The following is a 22,573-nucleotide window of genomic DNA, read 5'->3' as shown; positions in this document are numbered from 1 at the left end:
TAGTTGTTCCCATATCGTGGGAACGCATATGAGATCGGTATAGCATTTTTATTACCGATGAGTAATATCCGGGCTCTGGACCGCGCGTCCTCGACCAGGTCGGCCGCCGGTGTTCGGAGGAGGAGCATCTGTGATCGGTACGAGGCGGTATTCGATCCTCGTGTTTCTGCCCGTTCTGCTGGCTGGGCTGACCGGCTGCGCCGAGGCACCCACCGCCGAGGTGCAGAACCAGGTCGCTCTGGTGGAGAGCGGGAAGCTGACGTCGTGTTCGTACCTGGAGCAGCTGCCGCCGTTCCAGTTCAAGGACGGCGAGGGCAGGACCACGGGCTTCAACGTCGAACTCGGCGGCATGGTGGCCGACGCGCTCGGGGTGGAGCAGAAAATCGTCCAGATCCCGTTCGAGCTGGCCGACACCGGTGAGGCGCTCAACTCCGAGACCTGCGACATCGTCTCCTCGCCGATGAGCCACAACGACATCCGCGAACCGCTGATGGACTTCGCCGAGCCCTACTTCCCGGCCAACCACGGCCTGCTGGTCAAGAAGGACTCCCCGATCACCGGTGTCGGGCAGCTTCGCGGCAAGCGGGTGGCCGTGCAGAGCGCGACCGTGATCGACACCTACGCCGCCGAGGTCGGCACCGGGGTGCAGATCCTGAAGTTCGAGCAGCCCGGCCAGGAGATCGGCGCGCTGATGACCGGCAAGGTCGACGCTGCGATCACCGCGTATCCGCTGGTGGTGGTGTTCGCCAGCAAGAACACCGAGACGGTGCGGATCGCGCAGGAGATCGTCACCAACGAGCACTTCTCCATCGCCATCCGCAAGGGCAACGACGACCTGCTGCAGAAGGTCAACGAAGTCATGCGCAAGGCCAAGAGCGATGGCACCTACGCCAAGCTCCAGCGCAAGTGGCTCGGTGACCTGCTGCCGGTGAACTAGTGGCCTGACTCAGGCCCCTAGAGCTTCTGCATCGGGACGCTGCCCAGCAGCATCAGGCGCACGGTGCCCGCGGTGCCGAAGTCGATGGTGGCGGTGGCCCGCGGTCCCGAGCCGTCGGTGGCGACCACGGTGCCGAGGCCGTACTTGTCGTGGTTGACCCGGTCACCCACCTCCAGGCTCAGCGCCGGGGTCTGCTCCCAGCCCTTGAACCCCGTGGTGCGCATGCCGCCCGCGGCGACCTTGGCCTGCGCCGAGTCCCCGCCGAAGCCGTAGCTGCTCCGGCCCTGCCAGGTGGTGCGCTGCGTCGGCGCGGCCCGCTCCGGCTCCACCCGCCGCCAATCCAGCAGCTCCTCCGGGATCTCGGCCAGGAAGCGGGACGCCGGGTTCGCCATCGGCTGGCCCCAGGCCGAGCGGATCAGCGCCCTGGACAGGTACAGCCGCTCCCGTGCCCTGGTGATGCCCACGTAGGCCAGCCTGCGTTCCTCGGCAAGCTCGGCGGGCTCGCTCAGCGCACGCATGTGCGGGAAGATCCCGTCCTCCCAGCCGGTGGAGAACACCACAGGGAACTCCAGGCCCTTCGCGGTGTGCAGGGTCATCAGGGTGACCACCCCGTCCCCGGAGTCCGGCACCGAGTCGGCGTCGGCGACCAGCGAGACCCGCTCCAGGAACGCCGCGAGCGAGCTCAGCTCGGGCACCTCCACCAGCGGCGCGTCCTCGGGCGGCGGCGGTGCGGCCGAGGCCGCGGCCACCTGGTCCTCGGCGAACTCCCGCGCCACGGTGACAAGCTCGGTGAGGTTCTCCAGCCGGGTGTGGTCCTGCGGGTCGTCGCTGGCCTCCAACTCGCCCCGGTAGCCGGTGCGGTCCAGCACCGCGTCCAGGATCTCCGCGACCTCGTCCCCGCGGTCGACCAGTTCGCGCAGCTCGTCGAACATCTCCACGAACCCGGCGATGGCGTTCTGCGACCTGCTGGCCAGCAGGTTCACCCTGCCCTGGGCCGCTTCGCGCAGTGCGGCGGAGAAGGAGATCCGCTCCCGTTCGGCGTGCGCGGCGACGCAGGCCTCGGCGCGGTCGCCGATACCGCGTTTGGGCACGTTGAGGATGCGCCGCAGGCTCACGGTGTCCTCGGGGTTCTCCAGCACCCGCAGGTAGGCGAGGGCATCGCGCACCTCGCGCCGCTCGTAGAAGCGGACACCGCCGACCACCCGGTAGGGCAGGCCGAGCCGGATGAAGATCTCCTCGAAGACGCGGGACTGGTTGTTGGTGCGGTAGAACACCGCGATCTCGCCGTTGCGGGCGTCACCGGAGTCCACCAGCCGGTCGATCTCGCCCGCGACGAAGGCGGCCTCGTCGTGCTCGTTGTCGCCGACGTAGCCGACGATCTTCTCGCCGTCACCGGAGTCGGTCCACAGCCGCTTGTCCCTGCGGTTGGGGTTGCGGGAGATCACCGCGTTCGCCGCCGACAGGATCGTCTGCGTCGAGCGGTAGTTCTGCTCGAGCAGGATTGTGCGCGCGTTGGGGTAGTCCCGCTCGAACTCCACGATGTTGCGGATGGTCGCGCCGCGGAAGGCGTAGATCGACTGATCGGCATCACCCACCACGCACAGCTCCGCGGGCTCCAGCGGAGGACCGTCGGAGACCGGCTGGCCCGCGGTGCCGACCAGCTCGCGGATCAACACGTACTGGGCGTGGTTGGTGTCCTGGTACTCGTCGACCAGCACATGCCGGAACCGCCTGCGGTAGAACTCGGCGACCGCGGGGAAGACCTGCAACAGCTCCACCGTGCGCATGATCAGGTCGTCGAAGTCCATGGCCTGGGCCTGCCGCAGCCGGTCCTGGTAGACCTTGTACACCTCGGCGACCCTGCGTTCCAGGTCGTTGCCCGCCCGCGAGGCGAGTTCGTCGGCGTCCAGCAGTTCGTTCTTGGCGTTGGAGATGTGCACCGACAGCGTCCGCGCCGGATAGCGCTTCGGGTCGAGGTCCAACTCGCGGGCCACGATGGTGATCAGCCTGCGTGAGTCGTCGGCGTCGTAGATGGAGAAGTTGGAGTTCAGGCCGAGGGTCTTGGCCTCGCGGCGCAGGATGCGCACGCACATCGAGTGGAACGTCGATACCCACATCACGTTGGCGCGCGGCCCGATGAGTGCGGAGACCCGCTCCTTCATCTCCGCGGCGGCCTTGTTGGTGAAGGTGATCGCCATGACCTGGCCGGGATGCACCTTGCGCTTGCCGAGCAGGTAGGCGATGCGGTGGGTGAGCACCCTGGTCTTGCCCGATCCCGCTCCCGCCACGACCAGCAGCGGGCTGCCCGCGTGCACGACAGCGTCGCGCTGCGCCGGGTTCAACCCCTCCAGGAGGGCGTCGGGATCGACCTGCGCGCGGCGCCGGGTGGACGGCGGGGGCGCAGCGGATTCGGGGGTGAGATCGAACAAGGCATTCATCGCCCAATCACCGTACCCCCGGCCACCGACGGAAATCGTTCGGCCGGGAGTAGTCCGGATGTCACCTGCGTTGACCACAGTGTCGACCGGTGGCAGCGGGACGAATGTACGACCGGGGTAGGACAACCCCCAGGTCATTCCACGACTCGAGTAGGGGATGACTCCGGGGTCGCAGGGGGCACATCCCTGATCCATTCGGGGACCGGGACGGCGAGGCTGGGTGGGACCGCTGAGCCAATGGGGGGACGAGACGTGTTCGAAGATCTGGTGCCATCGCTGAGTTCGCTGCCGCCGACGGCGGTGCTGCTCGCGCTGTTCACGGTGGCGATTCTGGAGACCACCCTCGTCATCGGCGTGGTGATCCCGGGGGAGATCATCCTGGTGGCGGGCATCGGCATTCTCGGTTTCGGCTGGACCCCGCTGATCGCGCTGGCCGCGGCGGCGGGCTGCCTGGTGGGCCAGCTCGCGGGCTACGCGCTGGGCAAACGCCTCGGTCCGGCCGTGCGGGACGGCTGGATCGGCCGCAAGGCGGGACGGGCGCGGATGGACCAGGCCGAGCAGCTGGCCGCCGATTCGGGCGGCGGCCTGCTGATCACGGCCCGGTTCGTCTCGGTGGTGCACACGCTGGCGCCTGTGCTGGCGGGCACGCTGCGGATGCCGTTCGGCCGGTTCGTGCGCTTCGCCGCGCTGGCCTCGGCGGTCTGGGCCGCGGTGTGGACGGTGGTCGGCTCGCTCATCGTGGCGGCGGGACAGGCGGTCGACCCCGGTCTGGTCGCGGGCGTGCTGGTGGTCGGCGGAATCCTGGTGGCGAGCTTCCTGGTGACCAGGATGGTGCGGAGGGCTTCGGCTCGGCGGACCGCCGTTGACGACGGTGACCAGCGGTTTCGCCCCGCCGAACTGATCGCGGGCTGACCGCCGTGTTCGACTTCGTGGAGTCCTTCGTCAGCGGCCTGAGCGCGCTGGACCCGGTCTACCTGCTGCTGGCGGTGCTGCTGTTCCTCGTGCTGGAGACCTCGCTGCTGGTAGGTCTGGTGGTGCCGGGCGATGTGGTGCTGCTGGTCGCCGCGGCCACCCTGGATGTGTCCTACGCGCCGGTGGTGGCGCTGTTGGGTGTGGTCGGCACGCTGATCGGTCAGTCCGGCGGTTACTGGCTGGGCCGTGCCATGGGCACCCGGGTCCGTCACGGCTGGGTGGGCAGGCGGATCGGCGAGCCGCGTTGGCTGGCCGCCGAGCGGATCGTGCACGGCAGCGGTGCGCGGTCCATGGTCACCACCCGGTTCGTCGCGGTGCTGCACTCGGTGGTGCCGGTGATCGTCGGGACGCTGCGGCTGCCCTACACCCGGTTCCTCAAGCTGGCGGCGGCGGGCGCGGTGCTGTGGGCGCTGGTCTACACCGCGTTCGGCCTCCTGCTCGGCCAGGCGGGCCGCGCACTGGGGCACACCTGGGGCGCGGTGATCTTCGGCCTGATCGGGCTCACGGTGGCCGGGCTGCTGCTCATCCGGGCGGTCCGCAAGCAGCGCCGGTCCGCGGGCACCGGGCAGGTGCTCGACGCCACGTCGCGAGATATGGCAGACTCCTCGACGTGCTGACGCGGCGCTTCTACTTTTTTTACGGGTACCGGACTCCGGTTCCCGTGGTTGCGTAGCACCTAGAGACCACCACGGCGCCTCGGAGTCCAACGGACCCGGGGCGCTGTTGCTTCCGGGCCAGGCTCCGAACTCACGACAGCGGAGAGCAGCATGAACGCCACGGACAGCGGAACGCAGGAAACCGACATCTCGGAGCTGCGCGAGGAAATCGACCACCTGGACGCCGACATCCTGCGGCTGATTCAGCGGCGCACCGAGGTATCCCGCATCATCGGCGCGGCCCGGATCGCGGCGGGCGGCACCAAGATCGTGCACAACCGCGAGATGGCGGTGCTGGGCCGCTACCGCGACGCCCTCGGACCCGAGGGCACCCAACTCGCGATGCTGCTGCTCAACCTCGGCCGCGGCCACCTCGGCCGCTGATGCCCCGGGTGGGAACCCGTGAGCGCGAACTCACGGGTTCCCACCGGCGAAGACGCTCCAGTGCGGGGCGTGGGCGGCGCGGACGGAGGCCAGGTCGGCGTCTACCCGCTCCGGGTGCAGCGCCGAATCGTCGGGGACGTAGGCCAGCGGATCGTCCAGCAGCGGGACGGGCTCGCCGAGCACGCCCTCCAGCAGAGCGTGCAGGCACAGCGCCGAGTAACCCCGCAGGTAGCCGCCTTCCTGCGTGAACACCGCCCGCCCGCCGGTCAGCTCGGCGGCGGTGCTGCCGACCCAGCGGCCGATCGCCCGGTAACCGGCGGCGGTGACGTTGAGCCTGCCGTTGGGGTCGAAAGCGGAGGCGTCGAAGCCCGAGGCGCAGACCAGCAGGTCGGGGCGGAACTCGGCGAGGACCGGCGCCACGATCTCGGTCAGCGCCCTGCGGTAGGCCTCGTCACCCGCGCCGAGGGACAGTTCGATGTTGACGTTGCGTCCCGCACCCGCCCCGGCGCCCGTCTCCTGCGGGATGCCCTCCTGCGGATGGCTCGGACCCCAGCTGCGGTGTCGCATGTGGACGGACACGGTCAGCACGTCGGGATCGGTGTAGAAGATGTCCTGGGTGCCGTTGCCGTGGTGGACATCCCAGTCCAGCACCGCGACCCTGCCGACGCCGAGCGAGCGCGCCTTGGCCGCGGCCAGCGCCGGGTTGTTGACCATGCAGTAGCCGTCGGCCTTGGCCCGCTGGGCGTGGTGTCCCGGCGGGCGGACCATGGCGTAGGCCATCGGGGCCGCGCCTGCGCAGACGTGCTCGACGGCGGCCGCCGCGGTGCCCGCCGCGGCCAGGATGGCGGGCCAACTGCCCGGCGCGACCGAAGTGTTGGGCTCCAACTCGGTGCGGTCATCGCGGGCGCAGATCTCCGCGAGCTTGGCCAGGTAGTCCCGGTCGTGGACCAACTCGAGTTCCGCGGCGGTGGCGGTTCGCCCGGAGTGCCACCCGATCCGGTTGGCCAGCGGACCCTTCTCCAACACGCTGCGCAACGTCAGCAGGCGGTCGGCTCGCTCGGGGTGCGGCTCCGGGTCCGGCAGCCATACCGGCTGCTCACCGTTCTCCCAGAGGCCGGATCCCGCGTCATGGCCAAGGCAGGCTTCGTGCCAGAACACCTCCACCGGCGCACCCTAACCGCCGCTCGATGCACCTGTCGCGCTGCGCCGCAAGAGGTATAGCGAGACAACCGCTCGAAAGCGTGTCAGCGATGGCTTCTGCCGCAATTTGCCGCGCTGTACCGGCTTCTCGGCCCTACCCTGAGTCGAGTGTCACTGCCAAGCGAGCCCACCGAGGATGCGGAGCGGGTGCTGGTGATCACCGCTCATCCCGATGATGTGGACTACGGCTCCGCGGGCACGGTGGCCCAGTGGACGGCCGCGGGCATCGAGGTGGCGTACTGCATCTGCACCTCGGGCGAAACCGGCGGACCGGACGAACTCACCAGGGCCGAGGTGGCCGAACTGCGCAGGCGCGAACAGTGCGATGCCGCTGCGGCGATCGGCGTAACGAATGTCACCTTCCTGGGCTACCCCGACGGCAGGCTCACCCCGTCCCTGGAACTGCGCAGGGACCTGACCCGGGTGATCCGCACCTTCCGACCGCACCGGGTGCTCACCCAGTCCCCGGAAATCAACTGGGACATGCTGGTCACGGCCCATCCGGACCATCGGGCCTGCGGCGCGGCGGCACTCGCCGCTGTCTACCCGGACGCCCGCAACCCGCACGCCCATCCCGAACTGCTGGCCGAGGAAGGCCTGCGGCCGTGGGTGGTCGCGGAGCTGTGGCTCAACGACGGCCCACCCGAGCGGCGGAACCGCGCGGTGGATGTAACGGATACCGTTTCGGCGAAGCTCAAGGCACTGCGTGCGCACGGGTCTCAGACGGGACGGCTGACGGACCTGGAAACGCAGATCCGGACCTATCTGTCGGAGATCGCCGCACGCCATGGCCTACCGGCGGGGCGGCTCGCCGAGGACTTCCACGTCGTGGCAGCGGGGTAATGGGCGTCGGGAGAAGAGGGGCAGGAAAGGGCAACACGCCATGAAGTCCGATATACCGGGTCGCAATCCCGGTCATCAGCACAGATCCGGGCGGCACCGCCTCGAGGACGCCGCCGGGGAGACCTGGACTCCCGAGGTGCCCGCTCCGATCGACTCCTACGCCGACACCGGTGTCGGGCTGTTGAAGTTCAACCTGGGCACCGTGCCCGCCTCCATCACCCCACCCGCGACCTGGCGACGCGCCGCCTGGTTCACGATCATCTCCTCGGCTGGTGCGCTGGCCGCGGTGCTGTTCACCGCATCGGCCTTCATGGAGCCCGTGCGCACCCACTCGCCCAACGCGCAGCCCTATCCGGCGGGCTCGCCGCCCACCCAGAAGCAGCAGACGAGCGACGTGGCCGTTCAGACCAACCTCACCGACCCGCGGGGTTCGGCGAGCAGCGTGCCCACCACGAACGGTTCGGCAAGCAGCCCGGCCCACGCGCCCGCCGCCGGGGCCACGCCGGTCCGAGTCCGGCCGCGCGACCCGAACATCATCGTGCTGCCCAACCGCGGCAGCGCCGTGGTGGACGCCAAAAAGGTGGCCAAGACGGCGCGAGACTTCCTACACCGCCTCGGCGGGGACCTTCCCGCAGCCTACGAACTGGTCGGCGGCGCGCTGCGGGACCAGGGCTTCGACGCCTTCGCCCACCGGTTCGGCGACCTGGCGGACGTGCAGGTGACGGAGATCCGCATCGACCGGACCAGTGCGACCGCGGACGTGGTGATGGAGGTCCGGCACGCGGACAACACCACCAGCCTCCAGACCCGCAAGCTGGCCTTCAGCACCGAGCAGCATCCCCTGATCGTCGGTGAGACGCTGGAGTCCGACTCACCCACCTGAGCGGGCCGATTCGGCCGAATCGGACACGACCGGCTACGGTGCCTCAAGCAACGCCGGTCCGGTGCCGATGACTAGGTCAGTCTCTCGCAGCGTGCTCCATTCGAGCGATAGCGGCCGACCGTTCAACCGCTCCGAACCGACCGCCTGCCGCCAAGGCACGGCGAACGGCCGATCAGGGGTGGCGCGTCCCGCTGCCCGCGGGGTACCTGTACTCCTGACTCGCGAACCAACGGAGGACCTCGACGTGGAGCATTCGACCCATGGTGGTCACCGTGGCGAACGCCGCGGTTCGATCACGGTGGCCGAGCTCGTCAGTCGACAGCCGTCCTCGGTTCAAGCAGCACTCGAGGAGCTCGGCGTCGAGCGCCTTGAGGCGGAACCGACTCCAGAAGACGGCGTTGACCAGGCCAAATCGCATGTCGCTCTGCGCGCGATGGCCATGACGGCGAGCGTGCTCGCCCTGTGCGGCGCGGTGACCGCGGCAGCGGTGCTCACCGGCGGCAAGCCCGCACCCACCGGCCAGAGCGCGGCCGGGCACGACGCCATCGACAGCGCGGCCGGTCTGCGGCCCGACCTGCTCGGCCGCAGGCTGGGCACCTCGATGCTCGCGCCCCCGACCTCAGGCGGCAGCGCACCGTCAGCACTGGGCGCACGCGGCGATTCGACGGACCCGACCGGTGACACGGCGGTGCCGTCCACCTCGGGCAGCGGCCGAACCGCGCCGCCGACGCAACCGCTCTCGGCGCCGACGACCGCGGCCAAGGACGCCGAGGCCGTCGCACTGGTCCGGCAGTTCTTCACCCTGCTGGACTCGCAGCCCGACAACGCCTTCAAGCTGCTCGACCCGAATCTGCTGCGCGGCGACCTGCTGGGCTTCATCAACTCCTGGCGTTCGGTGAAGTCGGTGTCGGTGCAGAAGACCGAGCAGCGCCCGGACGGCAAGGTGCTCGCGGCCGTCGTCCTGGAGCAGGCGGGCGGCGACAAGATGTACATGGAACAGCTGATGTCGGTGAGCAAGACCAAGATCACTGATGTCCAACTGATTTCCGCCCAACGCAATTGAGAGCCTCTTAGCCGGTAGTTGGGCCGTTTGCGCAGGAAAGCGGCATTTCGGGGGAGCTCCACCCCCGCCGTTTGACGATCGTGATCTGGCGAAGATACGGGCTGACATACATCCGGTGAAGCCCAACCCCTAGTCTTTGGGGTGTGAACAGCACGGGGAGCCACCGGTGAGCGACCAGGAGCTGGTTGCCGGGCGCTACCGTCTCGAACGGCGGATCGGCAGCGGCGCGATGGGCGTCGTGTGGCAGGCGCGCGATGAGCGCCTGCACCGCATCGTCGCGATCAAGCAGCTCCTGCTCCAGCCCGGCTTGGAGGACGACGAGGCCGAGGAGGCCCGTCAGCGTGCCATGCGCGAGGGCCGGATCGCCGCGCGTCTACAGCACCCGAACGCCATCGCGGTCTTCGACGTCATCGAACACGACGGCCAGCCCTGCCTGATCATGGAGTACCTGCCGTCGCGGAGCCTGGCCGCGGTGCTGAACGAGCGCGGCACGCTCTCCCCCGCCGAGGCGGCCCGCATCGGCTCCCATGTGGCCACCGCGCTGACCGCGGCGCATGCGGCGGGCATCGTGCACCGCGACATCAAGCCGGGCAACGTGCTGCTCGGCGACAACGGCGTCGTCAAGATCACCGACTTCGGCATCTCCAGGGCCACCGGCGACGTGACCGTCACCAAGACCGGCATGCTCGCGGGCACACCCGCCTACCTGGCGCCCGAGGTGGCCAAGGGCTACGACCCCGGCCCCGCCTCCGACGTCTTCTCCCTCGGCTCGATGCTCTACGCGATGGTGGAGGGCGAGCCACCGTTCGGGCTCAGCGAGAACACCCTCGCCTTGCTGCACGCCGTGGCCGCGGGCCACTACCCGCCACCCCGGCAGGCGGGACAGCTCACCACGACGCTCACCCAGCTTCTGCAGACGGACCCGCTGAACCGGCCCACCATGGCGCAGACCCGGGAGGCGCTGGCGGCCGTCGCCGCCGGTCGGCCGTCCCCGCTGGGCGGCATCACCCAGGTGGTGCCCAACGCGCCGCACCAGGCGCCGACGCAGATCGCGCAGCAGTCCAACCCGAGCCTGACCCGGCTGGACCCCCGGCCGATGCACGGCGGGCCGATGTCCAACCCGGGGATGGCCCATGCGGGCATGTCGAACCCTGGCATGGCAGGGGTGCGCAGCAACCCCGCCATGGAGCCACCCCACATGCCGCCGCAGCACCTGCAGCAGGCGCCCTACCCGCCCGAGCCGCCGCGCCGGGGCCGCAAGCGCACCGTCGCGCTGACCGTGTTGGCGGTGGTCGCCGCGGCGCTGATCGGGATCGCGCTCGCGCAGGCGTTCAGCGGAAACGACAAGGGCAACGCGGGCACGCCAGGTGACGACCTCACCACGACGCAGCCCGCGGGCAACCCGCCCGTCGTCAACCCGACGAAGAGCACCAAGCCCCCCAGCAGCGCGCCCACCAGCAGTTCGCCCTCGGCTACGACCACCACGCCGTCCGAGGACGACAAGCCCAAGCCGCCGAGCAAGGGCGAGGTGCGCAACACCATCGAGACCTACTTCGGCTACCTGCCCGGCAACCCTGACGCGGCGTGGGCGATGCTCACGCCGGAAGGCAGGGCCATCTACGGCGGCAAGAGCGCCTTCGACAGCGAATGGTCGCAGTACGACTCGGTGCAGGTCGAGAAGATCCAGGTGACCGGTCAGAACGCGATCGTGTCGCTGAAGGTGAAGCCCAAAGAGGGCGAAGCCAAGAACATCTCGCGAGCCGTCCAGGTGGTCGACGACAAGGGCACGTTCAAAATCGGCGGCGACCAAGGCTAGGCCCGCGTGCCCGCCTCGGAATGAACGCAATCTCCTGATGGTTGCAGCCAGCACCGCCCGTCGGCGGTGACCGTGCTCTACCGCTGGGGGATCGATGAAGGCTCCGGGCAGCTTGCTGCGCTTGTTGGTGCTCGCCTTGGTCTGGGGCTCCAGCTTCCTGTGGATCAAGCTCGCGCTCGCCTCCCTGTCACCGATCCAGCTTGTGCTGGCCAGGGTGGGACTGGGCGCGCTGGTCCTGCTGGGCGTCTGTCTGTGGGCCAGGCAGTCGCTGCCAAGGGACCGCGGCCTGTGGCTGCACATCACCGTCGCGGCCTTCTTCGGCAACGCGTTGCCGTTCACCCTGTTCGCCGTCGGGGAGCAGACCGTGGACTCCGGCCTGACCGGCGTGCTGAATTCCACCACCCCGCTGTGGGTGGTGCTGCTCGGGCTCATCGTCGGGCAGCGACGCAAGCTGGGCCTCGCGCAACTCGGCGGTTTGGCGGTCGGCTTCGCCGGGGTGCTGGTGATCTTCGCGCCATGGACGGCCACGAACCTGTTCAGCTGGGGGACGCTGGCGATCCTGGTGGCGGCCGCCAGCTATGCCGTCGCGGGCCTCTACATCAGCGCGAAGCTCACCAACCGCGGCGTCGCGTCGTTCTCGATGGTCGCCGCCCAACTGCTCGCCGCGACCGGTCTGATGGTCTTGGCGCTGCCGCTTGGCGGCCTCCAGCCGGTGCACCTGCACGCTGGCGGCCTGCTCGCGATCGCCGTGCTGGGCGTGGTCGGCACCGGCTTCGCCTTCATCCTCTTCTACCGCCTCATCGAGCAGGAGGGGCCGGTCACCACGTCCCTGGTGACCTACCTGCTGCCGGTCGTGTCGGTGCTGCTGGGCTGGCTGGTGCTCGACGAGGAGATCGGCCCGCGCATCGTGATCGGCATGCTCGTCGTGCTGCTCGGCGTCGCCCTGTCCAAGCGCAAGCCCGAGGCCGCCGCGCTGACGCCAGAGCCCGTGAAGGTCTAGACGAGACGCCGGTCCGAGGCCCAGCGGGAAAGCTCGTAGCGGTTGGACAGCTGGGTCTTGCGGAGCACGCTGGACACATGCGTCTCCACGGTCTTCACCGAGATGAACAGCTCGGCGGCGATCTCCTTGTAGGCGTAGCCGCGGGCGAGCAGGCGCAGCACGTCGCGCTCGCGGGGAGTGAGCAGGTCCAACTCTGGGTCGCTGATGGGAGCGGCGCCGGGACGGTTGGCGAAGGCGTCCAGCACGAAGCCCGCCAGCCGCGGTGAGAAGACGGCGTCGCCGTCGGCGACCCGGCGGACCGCGGAGGCCAGTTCAGGACCGGAGATGGTCTTGGTGACGTAGCCGCGGGCGCCCGCGCGGATCACGCTGATCACGTCCTCGGCGGCGTCGGAGACCGACAGCGCGAGGAACACGACCTCCTGCTGGGTGGCCCGCACCTGCCGCAGGACCTCGGCGCCGCCGCCGTCGGGCATGTGCACATCCAGCAGCACGACGTCGGGTTTGTAGTGCGCGATGCCCGCCACCGCTTCGGCGACCGAGCCTGCCTCGCCGATCACCTCGACCACCTCCGCGTGAGCCTCCAACTCGGCGCGGACGCCGGTGCGGAACAACGCGTGATCGTCGACCAGGTAGACCCGCACCGGCGCACCCTTCGCCGATGCGCCCGTCTCATCGGTCATGTCGGTACCTCCCGTCCGGGGTTGTATGGCATGGACAGCGCCACCTCGGTGCCTTCGTCGAACGCGGACCGTATCCGGACGGTACCGCCATGCCGGTCCATCCTGCCGTGCACCGAGTCGGCGAGGCCGTGCCGGTCCGCGGGCACCGCGTCGGGGTCGAAGCCGCGACCGCGGTCCCGCACGAACACATGCACCTGCTCGTCCTCGACCTCGGCGTAGACGCTGACCTCGCCGACCCCGGCGTGCTTGGCCGCGTTGACCATCGCCTCCCTGGCTGCGGCGACCAGCGCGAACAGCCCGCCCGCGAGCGCGGCGTCGCCGACGAACACCGGCCGTACCTGCACCGCGAAGGCGTCCTCCACTTCGGCGCAGGCCGCGCCCAGCGCCGCGGACACGGTCGCGGACTGCTGCTTGGCGTCGTATCCGGTTGGGCCGTAGAGCCAGTTGCGCAACTCCCGCTCCTGGCCCCTGGCCAGCCGCCGGATCTCGCGGGAGGCGTCGGGCTGCTTCTGGATCAGTGCGAGCGTCTGTAGTACCGAGTCGTGCAGGTGGGCGGCGATCTCGGCGCGCTCCTCGGTGCGGATGCGGGCCCTGCGCTCCTTGGACAGGTCGCGCATCAGGCGCAGCCACCACGGCACGGTGAGCAGTCCGACGCCGATCAGCGTGACCACCACCGCGAGCAGCACATCGCGGACCTGGCTGAGCGGCACGTTCTGCACCAGGAACACCGCGATGCCCGCGATGACCAGCGCGGCACCGGCCAGCACGCGCAGCATCAGGGAGAGGCCTGGCCTGCCGCCCTCGCGGCTGAACAGCCTGCGGCTCAGCGGCGCCTGTTCGGACTCGTCGGCCTGCCACCAGACCAGCGAGATGCCGATCAAGGCCAGCACCAGCGGTGCGGTCAGCCAGGACGACGAACTGCCCGCGGACCAGGACACGATGCCGAGTGCGATGCCCATCGCGACCAGGCCGACGGCCTGCTGGCGTTCGGCACCGGTGGTCTTGCCCTCGGCGTCGCTGTCCACCCCGCGCTGCGGCACGGCGATCCAGAGCGCGCCGTAGGCGAAGACACCGATGAAGCTGACCGCGGTGAGGAGCGTGAAGGCTGCCCGTACCCAGAGCACCCGAATGCCGAGGTGGTCGGCGATACCGCCCGCGACACCGGCGACGAACCGACCGGAGCGTCGGCGGTTCAGCGGTACGGGCGACCGGGCCGCGTTCGGCCCCGGGCGCAGCCCCTCTCCAGACACGACCACAACCCCATCGTCACATGCCCGCCGTCCGACCGGCATCAGGTACCCGCCCGGACTTGCTTTTCCGGGGCGTCCTCCGGGTCATCCCGGATGGTCCGCACCGATGGGGCGCGCCAAGCTGGGAATCGTGACAGCCATGCCTGGCGGGAACTCACCCGCATCCGATGCCCGTGACTTCTGGGCACACCGCCCACGCCGTCCGCGGACCAAACAGGACGGCCGCCGCATCGCAGGCGTCGCCGCCGCGGTGGGACGACGCTACGGCATCGACCCCATCCTGGTGCGGGTCTTCCTGATCGTGACCGCGTTCTACGGCGGGGCGGGAGTGTTCGTGTACCTGCTGGGCTGGCTGCTGCTGCCCGCGGAGGAGGACGAGGTGTCCCCCGCCGAGGGCGTGCTCGGCCGCGGGCACAGCTCGCAGTCGGCGGTGGTGACGGTGCTGCTGGCGCTGCTGCTGATTCCCGTGATCGCGGTCGTGTTCGACGGCAACGCGGACGCACTGTTCGGCGTGGCGCTGAGCGTGCTCGCGTTGGTGATGTTGCACCGGTACCGAGGTGGCCCCGGTACCGGTGCGCATCCTGTGCCTGCGATGCCGTCGCCCGCTCCGCCGTACGCGACCTTCGCCACCGGCGCGCCCCAGACGGGTGTCAGTGCGACGGTTCCGCCGACCGGTGTCGGTGCGACTGTCCCGCAGGCGCCGGAAGCGGACACCACGCAGATCATCACCTCGCCCGCGGCGCCCTACGGCGCTCCGCCGCAGGCCCCGCCACCGCCGATGCCGCCGCCACCGCCGGTGTACCAACCGCCGGTCTGGACCGCACCGCCTCCCCCGCCGCGACCGCGGCGCAGGCGGACCAAGGTCACCGCGGTCACGCTCGCGTTGGCGCTGCTGACCATCGCCGGGCTGTTGGTGTACTTCTCCTTCCGCAGTGACCTCAGCGCGCAGGCCGCGACCGCGGTTGTGCTGGCGGTACTCGGTGCGGGCATGGTGGTCGGCGCCTTCATCGGCGGCGGCAGGTGGCTCATGCTGCCCGCGGTGCCGTTGGCGCTGATCGTGCTGGGTATGAGCGCCACCCCGGACGACCTGAGCTGGCAGGGAGCGGGCGAACGACGCTGGATCGTGGCGGAGAGCGGCGAGCTCATGCAGAGCTACCAGCTTTCCGCGGGTGATGCCGTGCTCGACCTGAGCGAGTTGCGGCTGACCGGCGACCAGACGCTGCGCAGCAGCGCCAAGGTGGGGCTCGGCGAGTTGCGGGTGTACCTGCCGCGCAACGCCGATGTGGAAGTGGTCTGCGCCTCGGGCAGTGGCGAGGTCAACTGCCTGAACCAGACCCAGTCCGGTGCGCCCGCCCGGGTCACCGCCATGGACAACGACAACGACGGGCCGGGCGGCGGCAAGCTCGTGCTCGACCTGAGTGTGGATTTGGGAACCGTGGAGGTGCTCCGTGTCTGAGCCGCAGAAGCCCGGTGACGCCCCGGAGCGGACCGACGGGATCGATCCCGCGGCCCCACCCGCGCGGACCGAGAAGAACGACGCCACGGTCGCACCGGAGCAGACCGGGAAGAACGTTCCCGGTGAAGGGTCGGAGCGCACCGAGGAGATCGACCGCGCGGTTCCGCCCGCGCAAGCCGACAGGAACAACCCTGCGGTTGCATCGACACAAGCCGACAGCAACGACACAGCGGCTCCGTTGGCGGAGACCGACAGGAGCGACCCCGCGGTCCCGCCCGCGCAGACCGATCGGATCGGCCCGAGTGACGCGACGGAGCCGCCGAGGCTCGTTCCCGGTAATGCCTGGGAGCAGACCGACACGGTCGATCCCGAGGCCGTCGCGGCGACCGAGACCATCGACGAGCCGTCTCCCGTCAAGCCGCCGCGGTCGCTGGACGCCCTGACCTTGTTGGCGGGCATCCTGACGCTGGCCGTCGCGTCCTACGGTCTGCTGGAGAACTACTGGTGGCCCGCGATCGACTTCCGCTGGCTGGTGGCGGGCGTGGCGGCGCTGCTGGGGGTCTGGCTGTTGGCGGGTTCGCTGCGGCGCAACAGCCGCAACTCCTGAAAAGCAAGAGACGGTTGAGATCAAGGGGGATCTCAACCGTCTCGAATGGCTCACGGACGGGGCCCGCCCTCGCTGGGCCCCGTCCGCGCTATCAGGGAGAATGCTGGGGACGCCGGTTCATGACGCGCCTGCCCGAAACTTTTTCGTTCTGACCCACGAGCGCCACATCCGAGGCCCTCATCAGGCGCTTTCCTCAGCGGCCTGCACCCCGTCCGACATCGTGGTCACGCCGCGCGGCGGCACCCGTGACCGGGCCGGAAGAAGCCTCAGCCCCACGTAAACCCCGATGACGGGCGTTCGGCGGGTACCCGGCCGAGCACGACGGTGCTCGGGACTCACTCCCACTCGATGGTGCCCGGCGGCTTGCTCGTCACATCGAGCACGACCCGGTTGACCTCGGCGACCTCGTTGGTGATGCGGGTGGAGATGCGCTCCAGAACGTCATAGGGCAGCCGACTCCAGTCGGCCGTCATGGCGTCCTCACTGGATACCGGGCGGAGCACCACCGGATGCCCGTAGGTGCGCCCGTCACCCTGTACGCCCACACTGCGCACATCCGCCAGCAGCACCACCGGGCACTGCCAGATGTCGCGGTCCAGGCCCGCCATGCTGAGTTCCTCGCGGGCGATCGCGTCCGCCGCGCGCAGGATCTCCAACCGTGGCCCGGTGACCTCGCCGATGATCCGGATGCCAAGGCCCGGCCCGGGGAACGGCTGGCGGTGCACGATGGTCTCGGGCAGGCCCAGTTCCAGCCCGGCCCGGCGCACCTCGTCCTTGAAGAGCAGCCGCAGCGGCTCCACCAGCGAGAACTTCAGGTCCTCCGGCAGCCCGCCGACATTGTGGTGGCTCTTGATGTTCGCGGTGCCCGAGCCGCCGCCGGACTCCACCACATCCGGGTACAGCGTGCCCTGCACGAGGAAGTCGATGTGCTCGCCGTGCTTGTCCGCCTCGGTCTGCAGATCACGGGCGGCCTGCTCGAAGACCCGGATGAACTCGCGACCGATGATCTTGCGCTTCTGCTCGGGGTCGGTGACCCCGGCCAAGGCGTCCAGGAAGCGGTCCGCCGCGTCCACGGTGACCAGCCTGACGCCGGTGGCGGCGACGAAGTCCCGCTCGACCTGTGCGCGCTCACCCGCTCGCAGCAAGCCGTGATCGACGAACACGCAGGTCAGCCGGTCACCGATGGCCCGGTGCACAAGGGCGGCCGCGACCGCGGAGTCCACCCCGCCGGACAGCCCGCAGATGGCCCTGCCGTCGCCGACCTGATCGCGGACGGCGGCGACGGCGTCCGTCACGATCGACGCCGTGGTCCACTGTGGACGGATACCCGCGATCTCGTGCAGGAACCGGCGCAGCACCTCCTGGCCGTGCGGGCTGTGCAGCACCTCGGGGTGGTACTGCACTCCGGCCATCCGCTGCTCGGTGCTTTCAAAGCCCGCGATGGGCGCTCCCGCGCTGGACGCGGTGACCCGATAGCCCTCGGGGGCCTTGGTCACGCAGTCGCCGTGGCTCATCCACACCGGGTGGTGTCCCGGCAGCTCGCCATGCAGCCGCCCGCCCTCGTCCTGCACCGTCAACTCGGTGCGGCCGTACTCGCGGGTGCCGGTGTGCTCGACGACGCCGCCCAGCGCGCCCGCCATGGCCTGGAAGCCGTAACAGATGCCGAACACCGGCACGCCGAGACGCAGCAGCTCGGGATCCAGTTGAGGGGCGCCCGCCTCGTAGACGCTGGCGGGTCCGCCGGAGAGCACGATGGCCGCGGGATCGCGGCGGGCGATGTCCTCGGTGCTGGTGGTGTGCGAGACCACCTCGGAGAACACCTGCGCCTCGCGCACGCGCCGAGCGATGAGCTGGGCGTACTGGGCGCCGAAGTCGACTACGAGCACTGGCCGCTGGGACATGGGACTCCTCGGGTCAAGGAGTGCGAGAAAGATCGGCTGGACCCTCTCGGCACACGGTAGCGATCACTGTGTGCCGACCGGTCCCTCCCTGGGCTTTTGTCCCGGAGATGCCTGCCGGATGACCCGGCTTTCCGTGGCGCTCGGACCAGCCCGCGGGACGCGGCGGAACCCTAGCCACCATCATCGGTCAGCGCGTTCATGCTAACAGCCGATCGCCGGGCGGAGTCCGCCATGTCGCCGCCCGCAGACGATTCGACCGCAAATCACCCACCCGCAGGTTCTTCGCAACGCAAAGGCATACGGTGTTGCCCATGGACGCGATCGAGGCGAAGCCCCGGCCATGCTGGATCGCCGGTCAGGCCGAGCAGGGTGGCAGCCAGTTCACCGTGCACCACCCGTATGACGGCACCGACGTCGCCGCGGTGTCGGTGCCCACCCCGGAACAGGTCGAGCGCGCGGTCGCCGCGGCCGCCGCGGTGGCCAGCGAGTTCCGGTCCTGCCCCGCCCACCGGCGGGCGACCGCGCTGGAGCACGTCTCCCGCCGCATCGCCGCCTCCGCCGAGGAGTTCGCCGAGATCATCACCGCCGAGAACGGCAAGCCGCTGCGCTGGGCCAACGCCGAGGTCGCCAGGGCGGCGTCGGTGTTCCGGATCGCCGCAGAGGAGGCCAAGCGCTTCTCCGGCGAGGTCCAGCGGCTGGACACCGACGCGGCGGGTGAGCGGCGGCTCGCGTTCGTCCGGCGGGCGCCGCGCGGTCCTGTGCTGGGCATCGCCCCGTTCAACTTCCCGCTGAACCTGGTCGCCCACAAGGTCGCGCCCGCACTGGCCGTCGGCGCGCCGATCGTGGTCAAGCCCGCGCCGCGCACCCCGCTGTCGGCGTTGCTGCTGGGTGAACTGCTGGCCGAGACCGACTTGCCCTTTGGCGCGTTCTCGGTGGTGCCGCTGGCCCCAGGCCCGCAGGGCAACGAGCAGACGATGGCGCTGGTCACCGACGAGCGGCTGCCGGTGGTCTCCTTCACCGGCTCAGGGCCGGTCGGCTGGTCGATCGCGGACGCCGTACCCCGCAAGCACGTGGTCCTCGAACTGGGCGGCAACGCCGCAGTCGTGGTGTGCCCGGACTGGACCGACCTGGACCACGCGGCTCAGCGCATCGCGATGTTCTCCAACTACCAGGCCGGGCAGTCCTGCATCGCGGTACAGCGGGTCATCGTGGACCGCTCCATCGCCGAGGACTTCGTGCCCAGGCTCGTCGACGCGGTCCGGGCGCTGCGGACCGGCAACCCGCACGACCCCGATGTCGAGGTGGGTCCGCTCGTCGACGAGGCCGCCGCCGAACGGGTCGAGCAGTGGATCGCCGAGGCCACCGACGGCGGCGCCAAGGTGCTGACCGGCGGCGGCCGCAGCGGTGCCAGCGTGGAGCCGACGGTGCTCGTCGATGTGCCGAGGGAGGCCAACGCCTGGGACGAGGAGATGTTCGGGCCGGTGCTCGCGGTGTCCGTTGTCGATGGGGTGGACGAGGCGTTCGAGCAGGTCAACGCCTCCCGCTACGGGTTGCAGGCCGGGGTGTTCACCCACGACGTACGTCTCGCGTTCCGGGCTTCGGCGGAGCTTGAGGTCGGCGGCGTGATCATCGGCGATGTGCCGTCCTACCGCGCCGACCAGATGCCCTACGGCGGCATCAAGGCCTCCGGCATCGGTCGGGAGGGCGTGCGAGCGGCGATGGACGACCTCACCGAGGACCGCGTACTGGTCCTTTCCGACGTCGACCTCTGACCGGGGTTACCGACTGGTAACAGGGGTCTGTGCGGCAGCGCACAAAAGCCGTATCGTGCTACCCGTGGGTAACCAGGGCCAGAGCGCAGAGCTCGACTATGACGTCATCGTGGTGGGGTCCGGTTTCGGCGGCAGCGTGTCCGCGCTCCGTCTGACCGAGAAGGGCTACCGGGTAGCCGTCATCGAGGCAGGTCGGCGCTTCACCGACGCCGATTTCGTCAAGACGTCCTGGAACCTGCGTAAGTTCCTCTGGGCACCCGCGCTCGGCCTCTACGGCATCCAGCGGATCCACATGCTGCGCGATGTGGTCGTGCTGGCCGGGGCCGGGGTCGGCGGTGGCTCGCTGAACTATGCCAACACGCTTTACCGCCCGCTCAAGCCGTTCTACCGGGACCGCCAGTGGGCGCACATCACCGACTGGGAATCCGAGCTGGCGCCGTACTACGACCAGGCCAGCCGGATGCTCGGGGTGGTCACCAACCCCACCAACACCGTCCACGACGAGGTGATGCGCAAGATCGCCGAGGACATGGGCGTGGCGGACAGCTACCACCCGACGCCGGTCGGCGTCTTCTTCGGCACCCCCGGCGAGGATGCCGAGGACCCCTACTTCGGTGGCGCTGGCCCGACCCGCACCGGCTGCGTGGAATGCGGCTCCTGTATGACCGGCTGTCGGGTCGGCGCGAAGAACACGCTGATGAAGAACTATCTGTACCTGGCGGAGAAGGCGGGCGCCGAAGTACTGCCGCTCACCACGGTCACCGGCCTGACGCCAAGCGCGGACGGCTCCTGGCAGGTGCACACCCGGCGCACCGGCGGCAAGCTGCGCAAGCGGCGCCGCACCCTCACCGCGGGCCAGGTGATCCTGGCCGCGGGCACCTGGGGCACCCAGAACCTCCTACACGCACTGCGCGACAACGGCTCGCTGCCCGCGCTCTCACCGCGGCTTGGCGAGCTGACCAGGACCAACTCCGAGGCGATCCTGGGCGCCGGGCGGCTGGCGGTGGACCCGGAGCGGGACTTCTCGCACGGCATCGCCATCACGTCCTCGATCCACCCGGACGAGAACACCCACATCGAGCCGGTGCGCTACGGCAAGGGCAGCAACATGATGGGCCTGCTGCAGACGCTGGCCACCGACGGCGGCTCCGAGGTGCCCCGCTGGCGGCAGTTCCTCGGCTTCGCGCTGCGTCATCCGCTGCAGACCCTGCGGCTGCTCTCGGTGTACCGATGGAGCGAGCGGACGATGATCCTGCTGGTGATGCAGAGCCTGGACAACTCCATCACGACCTACACCAAGCGCGGCCTCTTCGGCGGTCGCACCCTGAGCTCCAAACAGGGCCACGGCGTGGCCAACCCCTCCTTCATCCCCGCCGGGTACGAGGCCGACCTGTCGGCGGCCAAGCACATCGGCGGCATCCCGGGCAGCACCTGGGGCGAGCTGTTCAACATCCCCATGACCGCCCACTTCCTCGGTGGCTGCGCGATCGGCGAGGACGCCGAACACGGCGTCATCGACGCTTACCACCGCGTGCACAACTACCCGACGCTGTCCGTTGTGGACGGTTCGGCGATCTCGGCGAACCTCGGCGTCAACCCGTCCCTGACCATCACCGCCCAAGCCGAGCGGGCCCTGTCCATGTGGCCCAACAAGGGCGAGGCGGACAACCGACCCGCGCAGGGCGCCGGGTATCGGCGTATCTCCCCGGTATCGCCGAACCGCCCGGCCGTCCCCGGGCACGCCCCCGGCGCCCTGCGCCTACCCATCGTCGAAGTCAAACGACAGGCGGTGCCGTAGTCACACGTGCATGACCACCACACGGTCACCCTTCGGTCGTCCGGGCTCGTCGACCAGAGCGGAGAGATCCTTCCTGTCACTGGTCAGCAGAACCACAGGCCGAGGCAACTTCAGTGCGGTCGCCGCCACGACCGCATCGACCGCGTCTTCTGCGGAAAGCCCCTTCGCGCCGAGCAGTTCACCAGCCTGCCTGGCAAGGGCCTCGTCCAACTCGACGATGTTCACCTTGGCCAACACCCGGTGCACAGCGGCGTCCCGCTGCTCACCGCGGAGCACCTCGGTGAGCGTGACAGCGTTCACGAACACCTCGGCATCACGGTCCCTGGCCGCCCGAACGTAGGCGAGCGTCTCCTTGTCATTGGCAGCCAGCTTGGACAATCCTTCGCTGTCCAAGACCAGAGAGCCCTCCTGGGTCACTCGGCGTCGGGCCATGCGGCAGCTGCCTTCTTCACGAGTGCGTCAGGGACCGGACCGCTTTCGGCTTCCAACAGCTCGATGAGCTCGTCGAGCTTGTGCAACCTCAACTTCCTGGCTACTGCCTCCGTGACATAGCGGCTCACGCCGCCCTTGCCAACACGCTCTTGGACGTCCTCGATCAGGTCTTCAGGCATCGAGATACTGACCTTGCGGACCTTGGCCACCGGGTCGGTGATCTTCCGGTACTCGGCATCGAAACTCGCCTGCATTCGCTGACACACGTCCGCTACGAGAGTTGCAGTCACCTCCACCCTTCCTTTCAGCGTTTCACGGAGAGCACGTGCAAGCGCCTCCTCCAAGAGGCTCACCCGGGGAGAGGTTGAGTCCGATGATGATGCGCTCATGATGCCATGCTACCCCGGGTGGCATCGTTGTTCAACTCGATTTCACGGTGGGTCGCCTATGTGTGTCATCAAGGGGCGTTGCCCTGCGGCGATGGC

Annotated in this window: 20 protein-coding genes; 13 read left to right on the top strand and 7 right to left on the bottom strand. The window is 69.6% G+C overall.

What is annotated here, in order from left to right; genetic code table 11:
- Nucleotides 1–130: 130 nt before the first annotated feature.
- A complete protein-coding gene (locus ACU6XJ_RS13845; RefSeq protein WP_476310725.1) occupies nt 131–937 on the top strand; it encodes an ABC transporter substrate-binding protein in 807 nt (268 codons plus the stop codon).
- A 17-nt stretch (nt 938–954) separates the two neighbouring features.
- Here the strand turns inward: ACU6XJ_RS13845 and pcrA are convergent, their stop codons facing one another.
- Nucleotides 955–3,375, bottom strand: a complete 2,421-nt coding sequence (gene pcrA / locus ACU6XJ_RS13840) for a DNA helicase PcrA (RefSeq protein ID WP_476310723.1) — start codon at nt 3,373–3,375, stop codon at nt 955–957.
- 252 nt (nt 3,376–3,627) lie between these two features.
- Here pcrA and ACU6XJ_RS13835 point away from each other — a divergent pair, with 252 nt between their 5' ends.
- From ACU6XJ_RS13835 to ACU6XJ_RS13825, 3 genes are all read left to right on the top strand, one after another.
- Complete coding sequence (locus ACU6XJ_RS13835) at nt 3,628–4,287, top strand: DedA family protein (RefSeq protein WP_476310720.1); 660 nt, start codon at nt 3,628–3,630, stop codon at nt 4,285–4,287.
- 5 nt (nt 4,288–4,292) lie between these two features.
- Nucleotides 4,293–4,964 (top strand): DedA family protein, encoded by a 672-nt coding sequence (locus tag ACU6XJ_RS13830; protein ID WP_476310717.1) that lies wholly within the window; start codon nt 4,293–4,295, stop codon nt 4,962–4,964.
- Between the two features lie 150 nt (nt 4,965–5,114).
- Nucleotides 5,115–5,387, top strand: a complete 273-nt coding sequence (locus ACU6XJ_RS13825; protein WP_476310715.1) for a chorismate mutase — start codon at nt 5,115–5,117, stop codon at nt 5,385–5,387.
- Nucleotides 5,388–5,417: 30 nt separating this feature from the next.
- Here ACU6XJ_RS13825 and ACU6XJ_RS13820 read toward each other — a convergent pair whose 3' ends face one another.
- The gene (locus ACU6XJ_RS13820) at nt 5,418–6,551 is read right to left on the bottom strand and encodes an arginase family protein (RefSeq protein ID WP_476310712.1); all 1,134 of its coding nucleotides are present in this window, start codon (nt 6,549–6,551) and stop codon (nt 5,418–5,420) included.
- 144 nt (nt 6,552–6,695) lie between these two features.
- Here ACU6XJ_RS13820 and ACU6XJ_RS13815 point away from each other — a divergent pair, with 144 nt between their 5' ends.
- From ACU6XJ_RS13815 to ACU6XJ_RS13795, 5 genes are all read left to right on the top strand, one after another.
- Entirely contained in the window at nt 6,696–7,430 is a 735-nt protein-coding gene (locus ACU6XJ_RS13815; RefSeq protein WP_476310711.1) for a PIG-L deacetylase family protein, read from the top strand.
- 40 nt (nt 7,431–7,470) lie between these two features.
- On the top strand, nt 7,471–8,313 hold the full coding sequence (locus tag ACU6XJ_RS13810) for a hypothetical protein (protein WP_476310708.1): 843 nt from the start codon (nt 7,471–7,473) through the stop codon (nt 8,311–8,313).
- A gap of 244 nt (nt 8,314–8,557) precedes the next feature.
- Entirely contained in the window at nt 8,558–9,376 is an 819-nt protein-coding gene (locus ACU6XJ_RS13805) for a hypothetical protein (RefSeq protein ID WP_476310705.1), read from the top strand.
- A 166-nt stretch (nt 9,377–9,542) separates the two neighbouring features.
- Nucleotides 9,543–11,192, top strand: coding sequence for a serine/threonine-protein kinase (locus tag ACU6XJ_RS13800; protein WP_476310703.1), 1,650 nt, complete (start codon nt 9,543–9,545; stop codon nt 11,190–11,192).
- Between the two features lie 127 nt (nt 11,193–11,319).
- On the top strand, nt 11,320–12,192 hold the full coding sequence (locus tag ACU6XJ_RS13795; protein WP_476314004.1) for a DMT family transporter: 873 nt from the start codon (nt 11,320–11,322) through the stop codon (nt 12,190–12,192).
- On the opposite strand, the gene ACU6XJ_RS13790 is transcribed toward ACU6XJ_RS13795, so the two are convergent.
- Nucleotides 12,189–12,872 (bottom strand): response regulator, encoded by a 684-nt coding sequence (locus ACU6XJ_RS13790; protein WP_476310701.1) that lies wholly within the window; start codon nt 12,870–12,872, stop codon nt 12,189–12,191. The two genes, ACU6XJ_RS13795 and ACU6XJ_RS13790, sit on opposite strands and share 4 nt — an antisense overlap.
- Nucleotides 12,869–14,122: an ATP-binding protein gene (locus ACU6XJ_RS13785; protein ID WP_476310699.1), complete on the bottom strand. Its 1,254-nt coding sequence runs from the start codon at nt 14,120–14,122 to the stop codon at nt 12,869–12,871. Before ACU6XJ_RS13785 ends, ACU6XJ_RS13790 begins: the two co-directional genes overlap by 4 nt.
- A gap of 139 nt (nt 14,123–14,261) precedes the next feature.
- Between ACU6XJ_RS13785 and ACU6XJ_RS13780 the strand changes: the two genes are divergently transcribed.
- On the top strand, nt 14,262–15,578 hold the full coding sequence (locus tag ACU6XJ_RS13780) for a PspC domain-containing protein (protein ID WP_476314002.1): 1,317 nt from the start codon (nt 14,262–14,264) through the stop codon (nt 15,576–15,578).
- The gene (locus tag ACU6XJ_RS13775) at nt 15,571–16,185 is read left to right on the top strand and encodes a hypothetical protein (RefSeq protein WP_476310696.1); all 615 of its coding nucleotides are present in this window, start codon (nt 15,571–15,573) and stop codon (nt 16,183–16,185) included. The genes ACU6XJ_RS13780 and ACU6XJ_RS13775 overlap by 8 nt, the downstream gene beginning before the upstream one ends.
- A 335-nt stretch (nt 16,186–16,520) precedes the next feature.
- Here the strand turns inward: ACU6XJ_RS13775 and guaA are convergent, their stop codons facing one another.
- Nucleotides 16,521–18,086: a glutamine-hydrolyzing GMP synthase gene (guaA, locus tag ACU6XJ_RS13770; RefSeq protein WP_476310694.1), complete on the bottom strand. Its 1,566-nt coding sequence runs from the start codon at nt 18,084–18,086 to the stop codon at nt 16,521–16,523.
- A 311-nt stretch (nt 18,087–18,397) separates the two neighbouring features.
- Between guaA and ACU6XJ_RS13765 the strand changes: the two genes are divergently transcribed.
- Together ACU6XJ_RS13765 and ACU6XJ_RS13760 are read left to right on the top strand one after the other, a co-directional pair.
- Nucleotides 18,398–19,858 carry an aldehyde dehydrogenase family protein gene (locus ACU6XJ_RS13765; protein ID WP_476310693.1) on the top strand — a complete coding sequence of 487 codons (1,461 nt, stop codon included), beginning with the start codon at nt 18,398–18,400 and terminating at the stop codon, nt 19,856–19,858.
- 64 nt (nt 19,859–19,922) lie between these two features.
- Nucleotides 19,923–21,656 (top strand): FAD-dependent oxidoreductase, encoded by a 1,734-nt coding sequence (locus tag ACU6XJ_RS13760; RefSeq protein ID WP_476310691.1) that lies wholly within the window; start codon nt 19,923–19,925, stop codon nt 21,654–21,656.
- Here the strand turns inward: ACU6XJ_RS13760 and ACU6XJ_RS13755 are convergent, their stop codons facing one another.
- Together ACU6XJ_RS13755 and ACU6XJ_RS13750 are read right to left on the bottom strand one after the other, a co-directional pair.
- Nucleotides 21,657–22,088, bottom strand: coding sequence for a type II toxin-antitoxin system VapC family toxin (locus ACU6XJ_RS13755; protein WP_476310690.1), 432 nt, complete (start codon nt 22,086–22,088; stop codon nt 21,657–21,659). It lies immediately after the preceding gene.
- Complete coding sequence (locus ACU6XJ_RS13750; protein WP_476310687.1) at nt 22,070–22,441, bottom strand: ribbon-helix-helix domain-containing protein; 372 nt, start codon at nt 22,439–22,441, stop codon at nt 22,070–22,072. The genes ACU6XJ_RS13755 and ACU6XJ_RS13750 overlap by 19 nt, the downstream gene beginning before the upstream one ends.
- Between the last annotated feature and the right edge of the window lie 132 nt (nt 22,442–22,573).

It is taken from the genome of Actinorectispora metalli, from assembly GCF_056323685.1.
Note: the sequence above shows the minus strand (reverse complement) of the source record. Positions and strands in the feature narration are given on the sequence as shown.

What these genes read in the sequence shown, in the direction of transcription:
- guaA (WP_476310694.1), bottom strand. Translation starts at nt 18,086, where the DNA reads ATGTCCCAGCGGCCAGTGCTCGTAGTCGACTTCGGCGCCCAGTACGCC.
- ACU6XJ_RS13790 (WP_476310701.1), bottom strand. Translation starts at nt 12,872, where the DNA reads ATGACCGATGAGACGGGCGCATCGGCGAAGGGTGCGCCGGTGCGGGTC.
- ACU6XJ_RS13755 (WP_476310690.1), bottom strand. Translation starts at nt 22,088, where the DNA reads ATGGCCCGACGCCGAGTGACCCAGGAGGGCTCTCTGGTCTTGGACAGC.
- pcrA (WP_476310723.1), bottom strand. Translation starts at nt 3,375, where the DNA reads ATGAATGCCTTGTTCGATCTCACCCCCGAATCCGCTGCGCCCCCGCCG.
- ACU6XJ_RS13765 (WP_476310693.1), top strand. Translation starts at nt 18,398, where the DNA reads ATGGACGCGATCGAGGCGAAGCCCCGGCCATGCTGGATCGCCGGTCAG.
- ACU6XJ_RS13810 (WP_476310708.1), top strand. Translation starts at nt 7,471, where the DNA reads ATGAAGTCCGATATACCGGGTCGCAATCCCGGTCATCAGCACAGATCC.
- ACU6XJ_RS13780 (WP_476314002.1), top strand. Translation starts at nt 14,262, where the DNA reads ATGCCTGGCGGGAACTCACCCGCATCCGATGCCCGTGACTTCTGGGCA.
- ACU6XJ_RS13825 (WP_476310715.1), top strand. Translation starts at nt 5,115, where the DNA reads ATGAACGCCACGGACAGCGGAACGCAGGAAACCGACATCTCGGAGCTG.